17 protein-coding genes and 1 pseudogene are annotated in these 19,647 nt (G+C 47.3%); 14 read left to right on the top strand and 4 right to left on the bottom strand.

Annotated elements, in window-relative coordinates; all coding sequences use genetic code 11:
- The first annotated feature begins 225 nt into the window (after positions 1-225).
- From PLA01S_RS13980 to PLA01S_RS13950, 7 genes are all read left to right on the top strand, one after another.
- Positions 226-810, top strand: a complete 585-nt coding sequence (locus PLA01S_RS13980) for a YdcF family protein (RefSeq protein WP_127592741.1) — start codon at positions 226-228, stop codon at positions 808-810.
- A 195-nt stretch (positions 811-1,005) separates the two neighbouring features.
- A complete protein-coding gene (locus tag PLA01S_RS13975) occupies positions 1,006-2,478 on the top strand; it encodes an ABC transporter substrate-binding protein (protein WP_127592740.1) in 1,473 nt (490 codons plus the stop codon).
- A gap of 119 nt (positions 2,479-2,597) precedes the next feature.
- Positions 2,598-3,548, top strand: coding sequence for a carbohydrate ABC transporter permease (locus PLA01S_RS13970; protein ID WP_127592739.1), 951 nt, complete (start codon positions 2,598-2,600; stop codon positions 3,546-3,548).
- A 29-nt stretch (positions 3,549-3,577) separates the two neighbouring features.
- Positions 3,578-4,414, top strand: coding sequence for a carbohydrate ABC transporter permease (locus PLA01S_RS13965; RefSeq protein ID WP_127592738.1), 837 nt, complete (start codon positions 3,578-3,580; stop codon positions 4,412-4,414).
- On the top strand, positions 4,411-5,175 hold the full coding sequence (locus PLA01S_RS13960) for a Cof-type HAD-IIB family hydrolase (RefSeq protein WP_127592737.1): 765 nt from the start codon (positions 4,411-4,413) through the stop codon (positions 5,173-5,175). Before PLA01S_RS13965 ends, PLA01S_RS13960 begins: the two co-directional genes overlap by 4 nt.
- Positions 5,176-5,221: 46 nt before the next feature.
- On the top strand, positions 5,222-6,328 hold the full coding sequence (locus PLA01S_RS13955; protein ID WP_127592736.1) for an SGNH/GDSL hydrolase family protein: 1,107 nt from the start codon (positions 5,222-5,224) through the stop codon (positions 6,326-6,328).
- A gap of 111 nt (positions 6,329-6,439) precedes the next feature.
- Positions 6,440-12,472 (top strand): CehA/McbA family metallohydrolase, encoded by a 6,033-nt coding sequence (locus PLA01S_RS13950; protein ID WP_246059499.1) that lies wholly within the window; start codon positions 6,440-6,442, stop codon positions 12,470-12,472.
- A 204-nt stretch (positions 12,473-12,676) separates the two neighbouring features.
- Here PLA01S_RS13950 and PLA01S_RS13945 read toward each other — a convergent pair whose 3' ends face one another.
- The gene (locus PLA01S_RS13945) at positions 12,677-12,889 is read right to left on the bottom strand and encodes a hypothetical protein (RefSeq protein WP_127592735.1); all 213 of its coding nucleotides are present in this window, start codon (positions 12,887-12,889) and stop codon (positions 12,677-12,679) included.
- A gap of 78 nt (positions 12,890-12,967) precedes the next feature.
- Here PLA01S_RS13945 and PLA01S_RS13940 point away from each other — a divergent pair, with 78 nt between their 5' ends.
- On the top strand, positions 12,968-13,114 hold the full coding sequence (locus PLA01S_RS13940; protein WP_246059497.1) for a DUF4303 domain-containing protein: 147 nt from the start codon (positions 12,968-12,970) through the stop codon (positions 13,112-13,114).
- Positions 13,115-13,370: 256 nt separating this feature from the next.
- Here the strand turns inward: PLA01S_RS13940 and PLA01S_RS13935 are convergent, their stop codons facing one another.
- A complete protein-coding gene (locus PLA01S_RS13935; RefSeq protein ID WP_127592734.1) occupies positions 13,371-13,841 on the bottom strand; it encodes a MarR family winged helix-turn-helix transcriptional regulator in 471 nt (156 codons plus the stop codon).
- A 160-nt stretch (positions 13,842-14,001) separates the two neighbouring features.
- Here PLA01S_RS13935 and PLA01S_RS33185 point away from each other — a divergent pair.
- From PLA01S_RS33185 to PLA01S_RS13910, 6 genes and pseudogenes are all read left to right on the top strand, one after another.
- A pseudogene (locus PLA01S_RS33185) lies at positions 14,002-14,409 on the top strand (alpha/beta hydrolase family protein); the annotation flags it as partial.
- A gap of 9 nt (positions 14,410-14,418) precedes the next feature.
- Positions 14,419-14,922 carry an alpha/beta hydrolase gene (locus PLA01S_RS33180; RefSeq protein ID WP_443093760.1) on the top strand — a complete coding sequence of 168 codons (504 nt, stop codon included), beginning with the start codon at positions 14,419-14,421 and terminating at the stop codon, positions 14,920-14,922.
- Between the two features lie 329 nt (positions 14,923-15,251).
- On the top strand, positions 15,252-15,830 hold the full coding sequence (locus PLA01S_RS13925; protein ID WP_127592732.1) for a TMEM175 family protein: 579 nt from the start codon (positions 15,252-15,254) through the stop codon (positions 15,828-15,830).
- 60 nt (positions 15,831-15,890) lie between these two features.
- Positions 15,891-16,115, top strand: coding sequence for a TetR-like C-terminal domain-containing protein (locus PLA01S_RS13920; RefSeq protein ID WP_246059495.1), 225 nt, complete (start codon positions 15,891-15,893; stop codon positions 16,113-16,115).
- Between the two features lie 91 nt (positions 16,116-16,206).
- The gene (locus PLA01S_RS13915) at positions 16,207-16,593 is read left to right on the top strand and encodes a hypothetical protein (RefSeq protein ID WP_127592731.1); all 387 of its coding nucleotides are present in this window, start codon (positions 16,207-16,209) and stop codon (positions 16,591-16,593) included.
- A gap of 44 nt (positions 16,594-16,637) precedes the next feature.
- Positions 16,638-17,414: an AAC(3) family N-acetyltransferase gene (locus PLA01S_RS13910; RefSeq protein WP_127592730.1), complete on the top strand. Its 777-nt coding sequence runs from the start codon at positions 16,638-16,640 to the stop codon at positions 17,412-17,414.
- Between the two features lie 209 nt (positions 17,415-17,623).
- Here the strand turns inward: PLA01S_RS13910 and PLA01S_RS13905 are convergent, their stop codons facing one another.
- Together PLA01S_RS13905 and PLA01S_RS13900 are read right to left on the bottom strand one after the other, a co-directional pair.
- Complete coding sequence (locus PLA01S_RS13905; RefSeq protein ID WP_127592729.1) at positions 17,624-18,955, bottom strand: sensor histidine kinase; 1,332 nt, start codon at positions 18,953-18,955, stop codon at positions 17,624-17,626.
- Positions 18,945-19,643, bottom strand: a complete 699-nt coding sequence (locus PLA01S_RS13900; protein ID WP_127592728.1) for a response regulator — start codon at positions 19,641-19,643, stop codon at positions 18,945-18,947. Before PLA01S_RS13900 ends, PLA01S_RS13905 begins: the two co-directional genes overlap by 11 nt.
- Positions 19,644-19,647: the final 4 nt, after the last annotated feature.

Here is a 19,647-nt window from a genome sequence, read left to right as displayed (position 1 = left end):
AAAGTTGCAAGTTCGGTTAATTCAACTAAACATTCATTATAAATTTCTAAAAAACGACGATAGATGGCGGTTTTATGCAGCATGATACAGTCTATACGAAAACTCTTAATCCAAAAATACTAAAAAAAACGCAACGGATTGTATTGACATTGTGATAAAAAAAGATATTATATTTGTAAACTGATTTGATTAAACACAACAAATTGACGCCAAGAGGAGCAAGTAATGGAATGGACTGGATGGATAATTGCGATTGCAGCGATGACGGTGCTGACTTACATATGCTGGCTGCATGCAGTTATGTTAAAACCTGGTAAGGCAGATGCACTTATTGTACTTGGCTATGTATCTAAAGACGGCCGAATACACCCTTTGCTTAAGGAAAGACTGGATGAGGCTTACAAACTATTTCGGCAATATGGGCACAAATATATCATTGTATCGGGGGGAGCGGTTGGTTCACGTCGTTCGGAAGCGGAGCTGATGAAGAAGTATCTGGTTGAGAAGGGCGTTCCGGCAAGAAGAGTGTTAGAGGAAGATAAGTCATACAACACCGTTCAGAATTTAATCTTTAGCAAGCAATTGATGGAGCAATACCAGTTAAAATCTTTTATGATCATAACCAATTTATTTCATATCCGCCGCACGAAATATATTATGGATCGTCTTGGGATTAAAGGCGGTTTCTACGCTAATCGAAGCCTTAGAAGCATTGTGGGATTCCAGTTGAAATTAACATTTTTGGAAATTCGGGCATTTCGATTAACTCTCCCCATTATTAAGATGGTAATTAATGATCAAAACAATTGATAAAAAGGTTGACAACTAGCCAATTAGCAATTAAGATGTAAGCGTTTACAGAGAATATAGGGGGTGAGGCTCAAGTGGCTATAGCCGGTATCTATTTACAAATTATTTACCCTGATTTGATTGCTGATTAACAAACCATAGTTATGCTTAAATAGTTAATCCAATTTATTTATTAATTAACGGGGGAGCGGAATAATGTTTAATGGAAAAATGAAACGATTCATGAGCACGGGTGTTGCAGCGGTTTTATCTTTAACCATGCTGGCTGGTTGCGGTGGAAACAGCGGTAAGAACGAGGCTAGCCCAAGTACAACTCCTGCTGGTTCGGATAAGCCGGGTGTATCTGCAGAAGTAGAAGTTTATGAGAATGGATTGCCGAAAAATGAGGAAGTAACGTTAAAGGTAGGCTTCTTTGTAGGAGGATATGGCCGGGAGTGGTTCGATTATGCAGTTGAATCGTTCACAGCCAAGTATCCAAATGTCAAAATAGACATCACGGCTTCAGCTGATATGAAGACGATTCTTTCTACAAAAATATCTGCAGGCAATGATAATGACATGTTTGATCTATTCAATACAGAGCCGTCTGGAGGTATTATAGGGCTCGCTGAAGCCGGCAAGCTTGAACCCATGGATGACATTTGGGAATTCCCTCTTTCAGACGTACCGGACAAAAAGGTCAAGGATCTTATGATGCCTGGCATGTACGAGTCAACACCGCTGATCAATGGGAAAAGATATGAATTTACTACGGCGAGCAGCTTTGGCGGGTTGTTTTTTAACAAAAAGCTATTCGAAGAGCATGGCTGGAACCAAAACCCGAACACATGGGACGAATTTACAGCACTTCTAGCAGACATTAAAGCGGACGGCATTGCTCCAATTACGTTCCCGGGCATTCATCCAAGCTACCATAACTGGGCGTTCGGAACAGCCAAAAATTTTGAGCTGGCTGATATCAATGGCCATGTCGATGAATTTATCGAAAATTATAGAACTTATGGTCTGCCGCAATACACAAATCCAGAGACGGTTGAAACCTGGACGCGCTTCTACGAGCTTGGCAAGCTAGGATATTTTGCAGAAGGACTTCCGGCATTGAACCATACGCAATCGCAAATGCAGGTTATTCAGGGGCAAGCTGCGATGGTATCGACAGGGACACATGTCGAGAATGAGATGAAGGAAGCAACGCCTGCGGATTTCGATTGGGGCTTCATGGCTGTTCCTTTCAGAGATAACACGAATCAAACGCTTTGGATTCGAAGCGGAACTTCAAACTTCAATTATATCTGGGCAGCTAAGCCGGAACTGAACAAAAAGTGGGCCAAAGAATTGATCGCATGGCTGGTTACGCTTGAAAATCAACAATTTGCTGCCGAAAAAGCAGGTGCTTTGCCAATGCGCAAGGATTTGATGGAGGATCCTGCCAGAGCGGCTAACCTTTCCAGCTCAGCTCAATCTGTTCTGAAGTACATTGCAGATAATAACGCTCAGACTTTTAAAGCAAGCCGGTCTATCAACATTTCCGATCCGAATCTTGCTCAAGCAGAAAAATTAATGAATGAGAATATTGTGAAATTTGCTATGGGTATGCAGGATCCGAAACCGATTCTGGAGCAAGCTGAAGAACTGCTGAAGAAAGCTCTAGAGGCAGAAAAGAAATAATAAGACGTGTTGGGGCGGGGAGGATTCATCTCCGCTCTTCCGTTTTAACTTCTGAGATCCTATAGGCTTCGCACTGAAAAAGACTTATAAATGTCCAGTAAGATAGGAGTTGACCTCTTGTGTCTGATTCAACCATTGTGAAGACACCAAAGACCCCTATGCGCAAGCTTATGGGTCTAGATAAAGCGAATACGCAGAAGTGGATATTTCTGTTCATAGCCATCGTGCCTCCCTTTGGCGGCTATTTGCTTTTTACGTTGTTTCCGAACATTTTATCCGTTTATTATGCGATGCTCAATTGGGATGGGTTTACGGATGCCACGTTTGTCGGGCTGTCCAATTTCGTCACCGCATTCCAAGATAAATACGTGTGGCGCGCGCTTGTTCACAACTTGATTTTTATGATAACAGTGCCTTTCTTTGTTATTATCATCTCCTTGCTCCTTGCCTATTTAATTACCAATAAAACGTATAAAGAAAATAAATTTTTGAAGGTATTGTTTTTCTTCCCGAACGTTTTATCTACGGTCGTAGTCGCTCTTCTCTGGGCTTTCATTTATGACGGATCGTACGGTTTGCTGAATGGGATTCTAAAGTTCGTCGGAATTGATATGGGGAATTTCTATTGGTTGGGTAATGAAAGCACGGCGCTTGCATCTATTATCCCGGCATGGGTTTGGGGTGGCGTCGGCTTGTACGTCATCATTTTTGCCAATGCGATGCTGGGGATTCCAAAGTCATTGTACGAGGCGGCGATTCTTGAAGGAGCCGGACATATGACACGCTTGTTTAAAATTACAATGCCGCTCGTTACGCCCATTATCCGCGTCAGCGCTTTGTTCCTCGTCGTCGGCACAATGAAGGGCTTCGAAATCATCCTCATTATGACGAATGGGGGGCCATTCGGGTCGACGGATGTCATCGGCCTCTACATGTTTAACTTAGCGTTTGGCATAGAATATCGGAATTACGGCTACGCTTCCGCAGTCGGTATGATTCTGTTCGTTATCTTAGTAACAGCCAAGCTGTTAATCGATAAATTTGTGCCGAACAAAGGCTACGAGTATTAGTTTCCATATGAAGGTTCGGAGGGATATAGTTGAAGGAAAAACGAACGTTAATGGACATTGTGTGGCGCGGGGTGCTGTATGCCTGGTCGCTGACTATATTATTTCCTTTAATCTGGGTTATTTATGAATCGTTAAAAAGCAATCCTGAGTTTTTTAAAGATATATGGGCGCTGCCTTCGGAACTAAGATGGCAGAATTATTCGAAGGCTTGGAATCAATACGGTTTTGGGCAATCACTCTTGAATACCCTTTATTATGTTGGCGGAAGTCTGGTGCTTGGACTGTTCTTCACGACACTTAACGCCTATGCGCTTACTCGAATGCAGTTCAAAGGTAGAAAATTGATTTGGGGTTTGATCATGTTATCCCTGTTCCTGCCTGGCATCAATGCGCTTGTACCCCAGTATGTAGTTATGAGGGAACTGAATTTAACCAACAGCTTGACCGGATTAATTCTCCTGTCCAGTCTGGGGGAAAGCGTGTTCTACCTTATGCTGCTTGGAGGGTTTATGAGCTCTCTGCCGATGGAGCTTGAGGAGAGCGCAACGATGGATGGTGCTACATTATTCCAAAAGTTTTGGCGTGTTATTGTTCCTTTGTCTACACCGGGAATTGTAACCGTTGGCGTATTCAAGTTTCTAGGGTTCTATAACAATTTCTTAGCGCCGTTCATCTATTTGAGCGATCCAAAGAAATATCCCATTGCGGTGCAAATGTATTCTGCAAATAAGCAAATGGAGTTTACTGCGGATTGGGTAACTTTGTTTGCCGGTGTAACCATTGCAATGGTACCGTCCATTATTATTTATATTTTATTCCAAAAGCTTCTTATGGAAGGCGCGACGATGGGAGCGGTGAAGGGATGAATACGGTGCAGCAAGTGAAAGCGAAATATAAGCTGATTGCATTGGATCTGGACGGGACTCTTCTGACGGATGAAAAGCACATTACGGAAGAGACCAAAAAGTGGCTTCAATTTGCAGTAGATCAGGGTGTTCAAGTAATGTTCTCCACCGGAAGAGGCTTGCAAACTGCACAGGGCTTCTGGGATGAGCTGGGGCTCGATTCCCCGATGGTGCTGCTCAATGGCGCAGAAGTTTGGGAGGGACCTGGCAGGCTTAAGAAGCGGGTCTTCCTCCCTCGGGACACGGTCCGCGATATGCACGCCATTGCTGCCGAGCGGGGCGAGTGGTATTGGGGCTACAGTGTGGAAAGCCTGACAGGCGCCAAGGACTGGACGCCTGAGATGTTTGAACGGGATTGGATGAAATTCGGCATCGGCAGCCATGATCAACAGAGGCTCGCGGAAATTAAGGAAGAGCTGCTTAGTTGGGGTACGCTTGAGGTTACCCGTTCGGCCCCTACTAATATGGAGATTTCAGTTAAAGGCATTACAAAGGAAAGCGGAGTGATCGAGGTTTGTAAGATGCTGGGATTCTCTATGTCCGATGTCATTGCTATGGGAGACAGTGATAATGACGCGAAGTTGCTGAAGGCGGCAGGTCTCGGTGTGGCGATGGCCAACGGTGAAGAGCATATCAAATCCATAGCGGACGTCATCACGGCTACCAACAACGAGGACGGCGTTGCTCAGGCGATTCGGAAATATGTATTCCAAATGGAGTAAACGCAGCAAACGTATTCTAGTAAATATAGTGAGGGAGTGGATATAGATGGCCGTACAATCGAAAGAGATAAACCTGGATCAACTGGGCGGAACTATATACCCGGAGACAAAAAATGGCGAGCAGTTAAGATGGCATTCTCCGCTTGAAGCGCCCTTTCACATCGCAGGCTTCCCATGGCTCAAGCAGGATGGGGTATACAGACGCCTGCCTATAGCTTCTAAAGCTGTCTTGCCGCCTGCGGTTGATACGCTTGCTTATTGTACGGCAGGTGGGCAAATTCGCTTTCGCACCAATTCTTCAAGGCTGGTCATAAGGGTGCGTCTTGCCGGACCGGCCAATATGTATCATATGCCGCCTACAGGGCAGTGCGGGGTTGACTGCTATCTTGGAGAGCCGGGAGAGCAGAGCTTTATCACGACGGCTAAATTCAAACCAACGGAAAGTGAATATGAATCACAGCTTTATCAGTGGGATACAAAAAAAGATGTGGCCGTCACCTTAAACTTGCCGCTCTACCAAGGGGTAGAAGAGGTGTGGATCGGTGTAGATAAGGATGCTGTCATAAGCGATGCACCTGCCTATGCAAGCAGTAGACCCGTTATTATATATGGAACTTCGATTACGCAAGGGGGATGTGCCTCCCGGCCGGGTATGGCTTATTCTAATATTCTCAGCCGTAGGATTCCGGTGGAGTTCGTAAATCTTGGCTTCTCGGGGAATGGAAAGGGCGAGCCGGAGCTCGCGCATATCATGTCGGAAATCGATGATCCGGCGCTATTCATTCTTGATTATGAAGGGAATACGGGCCAGGCCGGAAACATCGCACGAACGCTGCCTGCCTTCATCCAAATTTTGAGAGATCGGCATCCCGAAGTTCCTATACTAGTAGTCTCAAGGATTAGCACTGCCGAAGACCAGTTCTATATGGAGAGGAGGGAGCTTAATGATCGCCGCAGGCTGATCCAAATTGAGAATGTGGAACAGAGGCGGACAGAAGGAGACCGTAATATCCATTTCGTTGACGGCTTTAAGCTGCTAGGCGATGATTTCGTCAATGATTGTACGGTTGACGGAACGCATCCAACGGACCTCGGATTTTTGCGCATGGCACAGTCGCTTGCACCTATCATTAAGCGATTGTTGCGACTGTGATGAACAAGACAGATGATATGAACAGCCTTCAGACTGCATTTTTTGGTTTAGGGGCTGTTTGTTTATCAGATACCTGTATTACATTTAAGCCGAAAAAGGAGAGGATGTTAATTGAAGTCCCAAAGAAGAAGTCTGCCTTTTATTGTGATGGCTTGTTTTATTGCGGGGGTTGTTAGTCTGTGTTACGGAATTAATATATTCGCGTCCTCAGATAAAGAAGAGGGTGTTTCTAAAAAAGATAGAGCTAAGTATTTAGGAGCTTCACTGTTCAAAGGTCACATGCATTCCCATACTTCTCTCAGTGACGGGATATTGCTGCCTAATGATGCTTATAATTTTGTGAAAAGTAATACAGATTTTGATTTTTTTGCAGTGACGGAACACGACGTCACTTATGATATCAGTACGGGCAGTGATTTCATTACGAATGTTCAAGACTCTTATTCAGAAGAATACAAGCTGCTGCATGAGCAATCCGATGCTCACAATCGTGATCACGAATTTATTACGCTGCCTGGTACGGAAGTGACTTGGTATGATGAATCGGGTCATATCAACCTATTTAATGCCCCATGGTTTGCAAGAACACATGGAGTAGGTGCGGATGGCACTTGGGGCTGGAGCGACATCAAATATGATTTGCCAACCTTTTACGCAAGACTTGCTCAAGATCCTAATGCGATTGCTCAGTTTAATCATCCACGCTTGTCAGGTAATTGGAGTTTCAATGAATTTAAACATTATAACCGAGACGTTGACAAAAACCTTAATCTGATCGAATACAAATCCTCCAATGATTTTGCAATCTATACCAAGGCGTTAGATCAAGGCTGGCATGTTTCACCTGTGTTTGGCGGAGACGAGCACAAAGGAAATTGGGGAATGGTCCAGCCCCATGTGACCGGTATGTGGGGAGATAACCTTACAAGAGAAGGTCTTTACGAGGCGATGCGAAACCAACGCACCTATGTATCATTTGACCGGAACTTAGAAATGGCGGTTTCAGCAAAAGGTCAGATGATGGGGGCGATCCTTCCAGCCAAAACAAAAGAAATAGAGCTTAAAGTACGGATAAATGACCCTGATGCTAGCGATATTTTGGATAAAGTTGTTATTTACAAAAACAGCGGTGAAATTCTCAAGGAGTATCGCAATATTGCCAGTAATAAATTTGAAAAGGAAGTAACCTTAGCAACAAAAGATGGGGATTATTTCCTCGTTAGAGCATTCCAAGCAGACGGTGAAGAAGCGATAAGTGCTCCAATTTGGATTGGTGATGAAACGAGGGGCACGGTGCACGCGCCTGAAATTACGGTTCTTGGACAATATCCGGACACGATTAAGCTTGGGGATCAAGTGGAGGTGCTGGGCGCTTCGGCGACAGATAACCGCGGTCAATCTTTATCGGTGGAAGCCATCGTTTTAAACGATAAAGGAGAAGTAGCCGTAGCTAATCAGCATTTTAAGGTCGACATGTATGGAGAATATTTCATTAAGTATGTAGCAACCGACGCTCAAGGAAATACGCGTGTTGAACTTATCCGATTACTTGTTGATCAACAAAATCTGGATGCCGATAAAATTTTAAATGAATTTCAACCCATTGTTAATGTAGGTGGGAATGAACGTGAAGTAGGAATAAATTTGGTGACGGATAAGGCGTTAGAAACGTCATATGTTCAGTATAAACCGGAGTCAGAGGCGACGTGGGACCATGCGGAAGTGGTACAAGCGGGAGTCTCTTATTTTCAAGTCGCGTATGGCGATACGTTTGCGAAGAGTAATTATCGCGTGCTTGCAGCTCATGAAGCGAATATAACAGGTCTCGACTTAGGGACTACGTATGACTATCGGTATGGAATGTCACCGACTGGACCTTGGAGCGACAGTTATAGCTTTAGGGCCGCGCTGGCTTCAGAGGAAGACGTATTGTATGTGATGGGAGATCTTGAAGTTCCGGATCGAAATCCGGAAAGCTTCCAGCTCTTTAAAAATATGCTGGACGTTCTGCAGGAGAAAAATTCAAACGGACAGACTGTGATTCAAGTCGGAGACTTGGTCGAGAACGGCGGCAGTATGTATGCATGGGATGATGTGTTTAGCAACATTTACAACAATGATATGGGTCTCGTTTCTGCTCACATTGTCGGGGACCGTGAACGTGCGACGGAGCGGAAAATCGGGCCGTTCTCCGGGTTTTTCAACCTGCCGAAGAATGGTGAAGGCAGTTACCGGGAAACGAATTATTCGTTTGATTATGGCGATATGCACATTGCTGTTCTGAATTCTGTGCTGGATTTCGACAAGCAGCTGTCATGGCTGGAAAAAGATTTGCGGGCAACCGACAAGAAGTGGAAAATCGTGATGGGGCATTATCCTTATTATGGCGGTCAATCTGGCGATGAGACCGGTATGGACATGATGAGAGTGAAATTGTCTCAAGCATTTGAACGGCTTGGCGTTAGTATGTATATTGGCGGTCATGATCATGTGTATAAACGGACAACCATACGAAACGGTGTAAAAGATATATCGGAAGAAGCGATGAATTTAGGAACAACTTTTGTGACCGTTGGTTCATCAGGTCCAACGTTCTATGATAATAAATCATTTGACTGGGATCATATCGTGTATGATGAAAATAAGCAGACGGGTGTTATTTTAGAATCAAACGATCAATCTCTCACGTTGAAAGCTTACAACAGCGACGGTGTTGAAATTGATTCATTTACGATGAACCAACCTGAACATTATATGAACTTAACGAGCGCAATTGTAGAAAATAACGTCTTGAAGGGCGTTGGGGTTTTGAATTATCCGAGCTCGCTTGAACGCGTCACCGTTATCGGGGAAAAGCGTGATCATACAGGTGAACAGCTGTTGGAAACGGTGATTCAAGAAGCAACGCTAGAACATCTCGGACGTGAACAAATCATCTTATTTGATAACCCTCTTCCATTTGGCGATGAACATACGATCGTCGTAAGATTGGTTAATAATCCAATCGATCAAGAGCCGTTAACGGACCCGTTCATAGCTAAAGAAGGAATGCTGGGCGATGGTTCGGAAGGCAACCCCTATCAAATCAAAAGTGCCAGTGGACTTTATAAAATGCATGAATTCCCGGACAAACATTTTGTTTTAGATCGGGACATTGATGGGAATGGCGTGTTTTTCGAGGCAATTGGCGCGAATGGCACTCCATTTACGGGTACGTTTGATGGGCAAGGACATACGATTTCAGGTGTTATGGTCTCCTCAGGGGGCGCGGGTCTCTTTGCTGTTAATGAAGGGACGATTCGTAATGTAGGAATCATCCATGCTGACATTGATGTACGCCGAAGCAATGTTGGAATCCTGGTTGATCAGAATGATGGAATCGTAGAATATGCCTACAGTACCGGATCTATTAGAGGCAATTCTACGGTTGGCGGTCTTGTGGGCTACTCGAACGGTATCGTTAGAGACAGTTATTCAACAGCTCGAGTTAATGCACGGGGCAAGCAAGCCGGCGGCATGATCGGAATTACGAATCGGGGGAGTATAACCGAACAGGTCTATGCCATGGGAGCCGTGATAGCAGAAGAATCCAATGCCGGCGGCATCAGCGGATACGGATATAACCATACGGTCATTCAAAATAGTATGGCATTAAATCCATCTATTGTTACAGGTACGGCATCGAATCGAATTGTCGGCAGAGTTTTAGCTGGGGAGACGGCAACTTTAGTCAATAATTACGCCGATGAAAATATGTTTGTTAGCAGTGAGAATGTTACAGTGAATGATCCGAACAATGAGAAAGGACAGGGAGTGGGTGCAGAAGCATTCACGAAGCCATCTTTTTTCATGGAGACCCTCGGTTGGGATTTTGATTCGATCTGGATCTGGAATGAAGATGCCAAACGTCCATTACTGCAAAGTAATTTGGAGCAAATTAACGAAGATCATATTCCAAAGCCGAAGCTTGATCAGAACGAAAATGGATACTACATCATCCGTTCGATTAGCGAATTAAAGACCATTTCAGAATTTCCAAATGAAAATTATATATTGGAAAACGATCTTGATTTTGAAGGGCAGCTATTTGAACCCCTATTTAAGGGGACGCCTTTCCTCGGCACATTTGATGGAAATAATAAATCGTTAAACAATGTTAAATCAGAAAACGGCGGCTTATTCCATCTTAATGGCGGAACGATTAAAAACCTAGCTATGGTCGATGCAAGCGTCACTGGCGGGAGTAATATAGGCATACTCGTTAACACGAACAACGGAACGGTAGAGAATAGTTATGTAACGGGCACAATCGAAGGCTCCAGCACGGTGGGCGGTCTAGCGGGCTATTCCAATGGCATCGTAAGAAACAGCTATTCTACTGCAGATGTAACGGCCCAGCTGAACCAAGCTGGCGGCCTGATCGGAATTACAAACTCAGGCAGTTTAACGGAAAACGTGTATGCATCTGGAGCTGTTCAGGCGCTTAGAAGCAATGCAGGCGGAGTGACTGGCTACGCCTATAATGAGACGGTTGTTAGAAACGTTATTGCTCTGGGTCCTTCAGTCGTGACGCCGACGATGGCGAACCGTGTGGTGGGGCGAGTCCTTGCCGGGCATACCGCAACGCTTGAGAATAATTATGCGTTCGATGGCATGATTGTGGATGTAGAAGGCGAAAGTATTGCCGCTGCTGACAACAGAAAAGGTTTAGGGCTATCAAAGCAACAGGTTGAAGATTCCAATACGTATATCAATATATTGAAATGGGATTTTGAGTCGGTTTGGATGTGGAATGATGCTTTAAAGCGTCCGGTATTGAACAGTAATCCTGAAGAGGCAAGCGAGCCTGTCGTGCCTTTGGAAAGAAATGAAGCTGGTTATTACAAAATCAAGTCCATTGCTGATTTGAACGTCATGGAAAGCTTCCCGGCAGAAAAGTATATTTTGGACAATGATTTGGATTACGCCGGACAACCGGCTGAGTCACTATTTAAAGTGGTTTCGTTCACCGGTGTTTTGGATGGCGATGGGAAGAAAATAGTTAACTTTAATTCTTCAAGCGGCGGCTTATTCCATCTCAATGGCGGAGTGATTAAAAATATAGCCATGATCGATGCCAGCGTCACTGGCGGGAGCAGAATAGGCATACTCGTCAACACGAACAATGGCGAGTTAGAGAATAGTCTTTCAACAGGCTCCATTACAGGCTCCAGCACAGTCGGCGGTCTAGTAGGCTATTCCAATGGTATCGTAAGAAACAGCTATTCTACCGCGGATGTAACCGCTCAGGTAAGTCAGGCCGGCGGCCTAATCGGAATTACGAACTCGGGCAGCTTAACAGAAAACGTGTATGCGTCTGGAACCGTTCGGGCGATGACGAGCAATGCGGGCGGAGTGACTGGATACGGATACAATGATACGGTCGTCAGAAACGTCATTGCCCTGGGCCCTTCGGTTACGACGCCAACGATGGCGAATCGGGTGATGGGGCGAGTTCTTGCGGGGCACACGGCAACGCTTGAAAATAATTATGCATTTGATGGCATGATGGTGGATCGGGAAGGTGTTGCTGAAGGATCCTTAACAAGCCTGAAAGGATTAGGACTATCTGCAACTGAAATAGAGACTCCATCCACTTATACGGACAGATTAGGTTGGGACTTTAACGCTGTTTGGAGATGGGACGGTATTGGTAAGCGGCCTGTTTTACAATCGGTATCCGAAGGCAACGAAGGCGAGCCGGTTAGCCTGATTGGGCTTGAGCTCGAGGGGCTGCTTGCGCTGGCCGTTGGGGAGAGTGATCAAACGGTGACTACCGCTGTATACAGCGATGGAAGCCGTGAAAAGGTAGAGATAAACGTCACCTATACAAGCAGTGATCCGAGTATAGCGGAGATCAGCGCTAGCGGTGTAGTAACGGCGAAGTCGGAAGGAACCGTACTCATCACGGCAGAGTATGATGGCTTGACTTCATCCTATGAGCTAACAATCTTGACTCCGAAGCAGGTCGATATGGAGGGGGTCAACCAAGGCATGGATGCGGAAGCCACGCTGATTAGCTCTCCGTACCTTAAATCATTGGTATTGGTCGACAAGCAAATATGTGATCGCAAGAAGTTCTATCAAGGCAGCTCTTCGTGCTGAAGGAAGGATTCTCCATGATGCGAGATTGATCGGCCCGACGCTCCTCCGGCTGATATCGTACAAGTCATGCTTACGCTGATCACTCGCATTGCGGGTGATTGGAGAGACGTAAATAGGGGCGTGGAGAGAATAAGCAAGTTCGAGGACATAGCTGGAAAATTCATAAAAAATCGCCCGTTCACCATCGGTGAGAGGGCGATTTTTTTACTCCTCTTCCTCCGTGATAACCGTGACCGACGCGCTTGCTTCGCGAGTTGGTCCGTTATCCGATGTTAGCTTCACTGAATTAACGATGAGGGTGTCTTCCTCCACATCCGGAAACACGAACGGTACTTGCAGCGTCTCGCAGGCTCCGACCTCGAATCGCACAATTCGCACTTGTATGCCGAGCAGCGGGTCGGTCAGCAACACGTTCAATAGCGGGACATTGCCCGTGTTGCATGCCCGAATAGTGAATGCGTTGATGAGGGGGAAGTTGGCAGAGGATGTACCTCCGTGTTTGCCCTGAATCAACCGCGAGAGTCGGTTTGCATCCTTGTCGAAGTCATGCCACCGGATGAGATCAATACCGAAATCGCCCTGCGCCTGAATCGGGCAGAATCTCCGGCTATGCAAGCATGGCTGGCGGAAGCGGCGGAGTAAAATAAGCCCTTTGAACAAAAGCATGAAGGCTTTATATGGATACCGAGTAGAAATCGATGGACCATATTCGAAAATAAGTACAAGTCCATTTTCCATAAATACGGAGTGGAATTTGATGCATAGCGAACGTAAATGAAGAAGAAGGAGCTGCCGGAAAATATATGCATAAAAATGAAAGAACTCTCCGAGTCTGGAGAGTTCTTTACATTGAGTACCGATCCACTTATTCACTTCATGAATAACATCAAAAACGCAGTCATGTCGGCGGGGCTTCACAAGACGCTGAAGACCCTGTTTTAGTCCTTTCTGCAAGTTTAGTAATGGACTCAATGTCTTGATCCGTTAATTGATCAAGGAAATGTTTGCGAATTGCCTTAGAGACTATGGGACGGGCATCATCCAATGCCGATTTTCCAGCCGAAGTGATGATGACTTGAACACCGCGATCTGTGTCTAATGGTTTCCTCATCACAAGTTTGCGTTTTTCCATCCGCGTCAGATGATGTGATAATCGACTCTTATCCCAGTCCATCGAGTCGGCCAATTCCTGTTGGCGAAGGCTACCATTCCCCAAAAGGACTAACCGATCCAATACCCCATAATCACCCTCTGATAGTCCTGTGTGCTCGGACATCTCTTTGATTACGCGACCGAAAATGCTCTGAAAGGAGCCTTTCCACATATGCCATATTCGCATTTCCTCTTCGTTTAGCTCGTTCTTATCCATAGGAACATCATAGCACGGTTGACGTGTCAACCACAATATGCTACAGTTGATTCTAGTTGACGCGTCAACCTATGGTCCCGGTTTATTTCAGGGAACCTGCTTGACCGCTTCCTTCCAGAAACGGTTTGGCTAATCTTTCTTCAAGAAAGGAACATTTATTATGAAAATCAACATTAGTTCGCCTAGTCCAGTCGTCTCGGTGAAGCCGGTAGTGCTACCAGCCCCAGATCGTGGTGAGAATCTGCAAGTGCGAGTGTCCGCGCCCGCGGTTGGGAGTGAATTGCCTATTATAGTTTTCTCGCACGGCTATGGCTGGTCGTTGGACGGCTACGGCCCGTTAGTCGACTACTGGGCTGCTCACGGCTTCGTGGTCATTCAACCCACTCATCTCGACTCGAGGACGCTGAACCTTCCTTCTGACGATCCCCGTACGCCACGGATCTGGCGTTTCCGAGTCGAGGACCTGAAGCGCATCCTCGACCAGCTTGATCTTATTGAAGCTTCCGTTCCCGGTCTCAGTGGGCGCCTCGATCGGAGTCGCATCGCCGCGGCCGGACACTCCTGGGGAGGCCAAACGGTGAGCATGCTGCTCGGCGCGCGAGTCCTCGATAACCACGGCGAGCCGGGAGAGGACATGTCCGACTCGCGGATCAAGGCGGGCGTGCTGTTTGCCACGACTGGCAAGGGTGGAGCTGACTTGAGTCCGTTCGCGGCAGAGCACTTCCCCTTCATGAACCCGAGCTTCGCGGAGATGAGCACGCCGACCCTCGTGGTAGCAGGGGACCATGATCACTCTCAACTGTCCACTCGGGGGCCCGACTGGTTCACCGACCCGTACTTCCTGAGCCCGGGCAGCAAGAGCCTGCTCACCCTCTTCGGGGCAGAGCACTCGCTCGGCGGGATCTCCGGTTACAGCGTCGCGGAGACGACGGACGAGAGCCCCGAACGAGTTGCCCTGATCCAGCGACTCACGTTGGCCTACCTTCGCAACGCGCTCGACCTCGACGATTCCAGCTGGCCGGCATCTCGTGCGGCTCTGGAAGAGAGCGCCATCCCGTTGGGGCGTATTGAGTCCAAGTAAGGGTCTGACGGGCGGTAACGACCCGACAGCCACGACAATGCCTACTTGCCCTCATGGTAGTATAAATATTTCTATGAAAATAACGAAGGAGCTGCCGCAGCAGCTCCTTTCGCATTTTTCGTCGATAGTGCGAAGGGGTTTCACCAGCAAAACCTTGAAAAACTAAAAGCGAAATAGAGGTGTTACAGATGCTAACGAGAAAAATTTTACACATTTCTAACCTTGCAAGGTCAAACCCAAAATTCAGGTGAAAAGTAGGTAGACTCAGGACAAACGATCTCTATAATGGAATAAGAGACATATGATGCGAGGGGAAAAGGTGAGACGCTTTGAAAGCAAATCGGATGGAAGCATTCAGCGATGGCGTTTTGGCCATTATTATTACGATCATGGTGCTGGAATTCAAAGTGCCGGAAGGCCATGACTGGCATGCGCTAGTTGAACTTGGACCAAAAATTATTAGTTATATTTTCAGTTTCGTATATGTCGGCATCTACTGGAACAATCATCATCATCTGCTGCATATGGTTCGAACGATGAATGGACGGTTGATGTGGCTCAACTTGCTGCTCTTATTCTGGCTATCCCTTGTGCCGTTCACGACAGCTTGGATGGGGGAAAGCCATTTTGCACCTACTCCAACGGCGCTGTACGGGATTATTCTATTGCTAGCGGCGTTCTCGTATTGGCTGCTTCAGCGCATGATTATGAACCAGCATTCCGGCGATTCCTCATTCGTCGGAGCGATAGGAAAAGACTGGAAGGGGAAACTATCTCCTTTACTCTACTTGACTGCGGCCTTGACCGCTTATGTGAGTGTTTGGATATCCGGTTTCTTTTTTGTACTTGTTGCCGTAATCTGGTTCATGCCGGATAAGCGAATCGAGCACGCTTTGAGAAGCCACTAAGAAAAACTCTTCGATTCTCGAATACGGGCGGGCTTCGAAGAGTTTTTTTTGGTTTATAGAGTGGGCCACTATGGCTTTCTCTTTTTTGCTGCCCTGTTGAAAAACACAATTGAAAAACGTAGAGAGGCAAGAAACCTAAATTCCACAAGTGTTGTTGCCTCCGTTGATATTGTTGCATCATCCCTTCTGGGGATAATTATGTGGTGGATTAAGGATGGTACCGAATACAGCGCTGAATACATAGCGGATCAAATTACCTTGATGTATAGAAGAAGGTATCTGTAATCGGTTAGACATAGGAACATTGCAAGTATTCCCAGCACTCTATATCATGGACGTATCTTCAATAAAAGCCTAATTAAAGGAGTGTTGATCGGTGATCACCATTTACGAGGAACAGCGGCAAGGAGCTGTGGCGAACACGGTCGAACATGCTCAAGCATCGCTGGAGAAGTGCCTGGACGTCATCCGACAGATGGATGGCTCCACACGCAGTCAGGTCAGCATTCAGCATATAGATAACATGATCATGATCGGCGGCGGCAGTCACGAGTTCATTGTGACAGTGGAGACAAGCACGGCCATTCACAACCTTCTCGGTTCGCAGAAGGAAGAAGACGACTTTGTTGAGATAACAGTAGGCGGCCAAGCCTGTGAGTTTCCTCAGCAGTACATCGTAAGCCTTGAGCTTGTTGAATCTGCGCTTCAGCAATTATTAACCGATACATCCGCCGAACTGCACTGGGAAATCATCGAAAAATAATATTGACAGCCAGTTTTGATATCCTGGCCCAGGAGGAGAAGAATATGCACACATGGGAAAGCTTAATGAAGCAATTAGAGCAGCTGGGCATTGACGGCAAAGGGACGCTGTTGGTCCATTCTTCCATGAAGAGTATGGGGCTGGTCGAAGGCGGCGCGGACACGGTCCTCGATGCGCTGACAGCGTATATGAAAGAGGGGCTGCTGGTGCTGCCCACCCACACGTGGTCTTATATCAATGCGGATAATCCAAGATTTTACGTGGACCAATCCCCATCCTGTGTCGGAGTCCTGCCGGAGCTTTTTCGAAAACGCCCGGATGTGGTGCGTTCGCTGCACCCCACGCATTCCGTGGCAGCATTAGGTCGGGATTCCAAAGAGTTCACAAGTGACGATCATCGTTTTGATACGCCATGCGCTAGGGGCTCCGCTTGGGGCAAGCTGCTTGACCGCAAGGCGACGATTTTGTTAGTGGGTGTCGATTTAAAGCGCAACACCTTTATTCATGGCGTCGAGGAGTGGGTGGACATACCGGGCAGGTTAACGGATGGCCATGAGAAGCTGTACACGGTGTTACCGGATGGGACGGAAATCCCCGTACCTTCACGCAGACATTGCGGGTTGTCGTGGTCGGAGCATTTTTGGAAAGTCGATGAGGTCCTGGAAAGTCGGGGCGCGATGCATAAGGGGCATCTTGGCGATGCCGTTGTCCGCGTATGCGATGCAGCCGCGGTGGCGGATGTCATAACGGAAATGCTCAAGCACAATCGGGATTTGTTCTCGGATAATCATCCCTTGGGTCATTCAGTCAACAGCGATTGATCGAAAAGACGGCAGGGACTGAGTGGCCAAGTGTAGGGTATAAGGGCTTCATACATAAGTGCAACAAGCGAAAGGGGCTGGTTACCGCTAGCTCCTTTCGCTTTTTTTGCCGATAGGTATCCGTTAACTTAAGCGGAACGCTAGAGACTGCAGCGAGCCTACAAAATCATCATTGAGGGCCGGGGAACCGGCCCTCTTGACTCCATACATCACACAGGCAAGTAGATCGTGAACACCGAACCCTCGCCGACCCCGCTTTCCACCTCAACTAAGCCCTGATGAGCAAGGATGTTATGTTGTGCAATCGCAAGCCCCAGCCCGGTTCCGCCGCCGGGACGAGCTCTGGAATGGTCCGCCCGATAGAATCGGTCGAAGATATGGGGCAGATCCTCCTCGGAGATGCCAGCTCCATTGTCCTCAATTCGGATTCGGGCATATTGCTGCTGTCGATCGGGCAGGTGTACCGTTTCCGCATGGATGCGGATTTGCCCGCCGGTATTCGTATAGTACACGGCATTCGTTAGAATGTTGTACAGTGCCTGAAGAATGCGGAATTTCTCCACCGAGACGAGGATAACCTCATCTTCGGCATGCAGGGACAGCTGGATTTCTTTATCCTCGGCCATAAACCGGGTTTTCGCCAGCAAGTCTTCCAGCAGCGCAACCAGGTTCTCCTCTTTAGGTTGCAGCTCTGTCATGCCGGCTTCAAGCCTGGACAAGTCCAGCACATCATGAACCAAACGCGATAGCCGCAATACTTCATCGAGAATCGAGGCTTGCTTGTCGGCAGTCATGGGCGCCCCCGTCTCGTGAGCCAGCTCCAATTCCCCTTGGATAATCATCAGCGGCGTTTTCAATTCATGGGTGACGTCGGACATCAGCTGCTTTCGGGTGCGCTCCGCCTCAGCCAGCGAATCGTTCATCTCGCGGAGAGCCCTGGAAATCGCGCCGAATTCATCCTTCCTGTGCTCGGGAAAGACTGCGGGGGTGCCTCCTTGTTTGATAGTCTTGATGCCGTTGATGATTTTGCGGATCGGGCTTGTCAGCCTCCACGACAACAACAAGATTGTCAGCAGCGCGGCAATGCCGGTGAACAGCAGCGAAGCGATGCCGATATTGGGCAGCATCCCGTACCACATGGTTTTGAACTCGTGGATCTTGTACTGCTGCTCGTTCATCACGTACAATCTGCCGATCCTCTGGTCCCCCTGATCAAGCGCCAGCATGTAGCCGTCACTGCGAAGCTCATCTGCGCTTAGTTCTCCTTGCTGATACAAGATTTGTCCCTCCGCGGATAACACGATCTCGACGAAGGGTGCGGCAGATTCAAATCTTGCGCTCCGAATATTTTCCCAAGAATTCCCGTTACTTCGGTAATATTGTTCAAACTCCTTCCTCAAGGATTCAAAAGCTTCCTTCTCCTCAAGATAGGCCAAATCGCGGGTGATATAAAACTGCACATGCGTGACCGCAAGCAGAACAAGCATAATAAATACGATCAAAACGCCCATCGACAGAGTCAGCCTGGTTTTAATTTTCATGTGCCGCTCCGAAACGGTAGCCGAAGCCGTACACCGTTTGAATGTAGTCTGAGGACGGGGAGCCCTTGTCAATCTTCTTTCGAAGCTTGCTGATATGGGAGTCCACCGTCCGTTCGTCAACGATAAACTCCTCCTCAAAAGCATGCCGCAGCAGCTGCATGCGGCTGTACACCCGCCCAGGCTTAGACGCTAGCAGGTGCAAGAGCTTAAATTCGGTTGGTGTAAGATGCAGCTCTTGCCCTCCTTTAAACACCTGCAGGCTGTCCTCGTCAATCTTCAGATCTCCTCTTCGTAGCACACTGCCGGCCCCGTCATTCCCATGATGGTTCATGCGTCGCAATAAGGAGCGGATGCGTGCAGAAAGCTCCCTTAAGCTGAAGGGCTTCGTCAGATAATCGTCCGCCCCCATCTCGAGCCCTATGATTTTGTCGGCTTCCTCCGATTTGGCTGTAACCATGATGATGCCGGGAGACCCTGACTGTCTGAGCTGCCGGCAGGTGTCCAGCCCGTTCATTTGCGGAAGCATCCAGTCCAATATCACGATATCCGGTTTATGTTGCGTATACAGCTGCAGGGCCGTTTTGCCGTCCATCGCGGTCAGACAATCATACCCTTCGGTTTGAAGATACGATTCCATGAGCGACGCAAGTTTCGTTTCATCCTCAACGATCAGCACCTTGGTTCCCATTCCC

The sequence above is a fragment of the Paenibacillus lautus NBRC 15380 genome (assembly GCF_004000945.1).
Taxonomy (GTDB): domain Bacteria; phylum Bacillota; class Bacilli; order Paenibacillales; family Paenibacillaceae; genus Paenibacillus_AQ; species Paenibacillus_AQ lautus.
The sequence above is the reverse complement of the archived record's forward strand: the minus strand, read 5'-3'. Positions and strand labels throughout refer to the sequence as shown.

Coding starts and splice junctions, on each gene's coding strand:
- PLA01S_RS13910 (WP_127592730.1), top strand. CDS start 16,638: ATGCACACATGGGAAAGCTTAATGAAGCAATTAGAGCAGCTGGGCATT.
- PLA01S_RS13900 (WP_127592728.1), bottom strand. CDS start 19,643: ATGGGAACCAAGGTGCTGATCGTTGAGGATGAAACGAAACTTGCGTCG.
- PLA01S_RS13960 (WP_127592737.1), top strand. CDS start 4,411: ATGAATACGGTGCAGCAAGTGAAAGCGAAATATAAGCTGATTGCATTG.
- PLA01S_RS13975 (WP_127592740.1), top strand. CDS start 1,006: ATGTTTAATGGAAAAATGAAACGATTCATGAGCACGGGTGTTGCAGCG.
- PLA01S_RS13935 (WP_127592734.1), bottom strand. CDS start 13,841: ATGGATAAGAACGAGCTAAACGAAGAGGAAATGCGAATATGGCATATG.
- PLA01S_RS13955 (WP_127592736.1), top strand. CDS start 5,222: ATGGCCGTACAATCGAAAGAGATAAACCTGGATCAACTGGGCGGAACT.
- PLA01S_RS13980 (WP_127592741.1), top strand. CDS start 226: ATGGAATGGACTGGATGGATAATTGCGATTGCAGCGATGACGGTGCTG.
- PLA01S_RS13905 (WP_127592729.1), bottom strand. CDS start 18,955: ATGAAAATTAAAACCAGGCTGACTCTGTCGATGGGCGTTTTGATCGTA.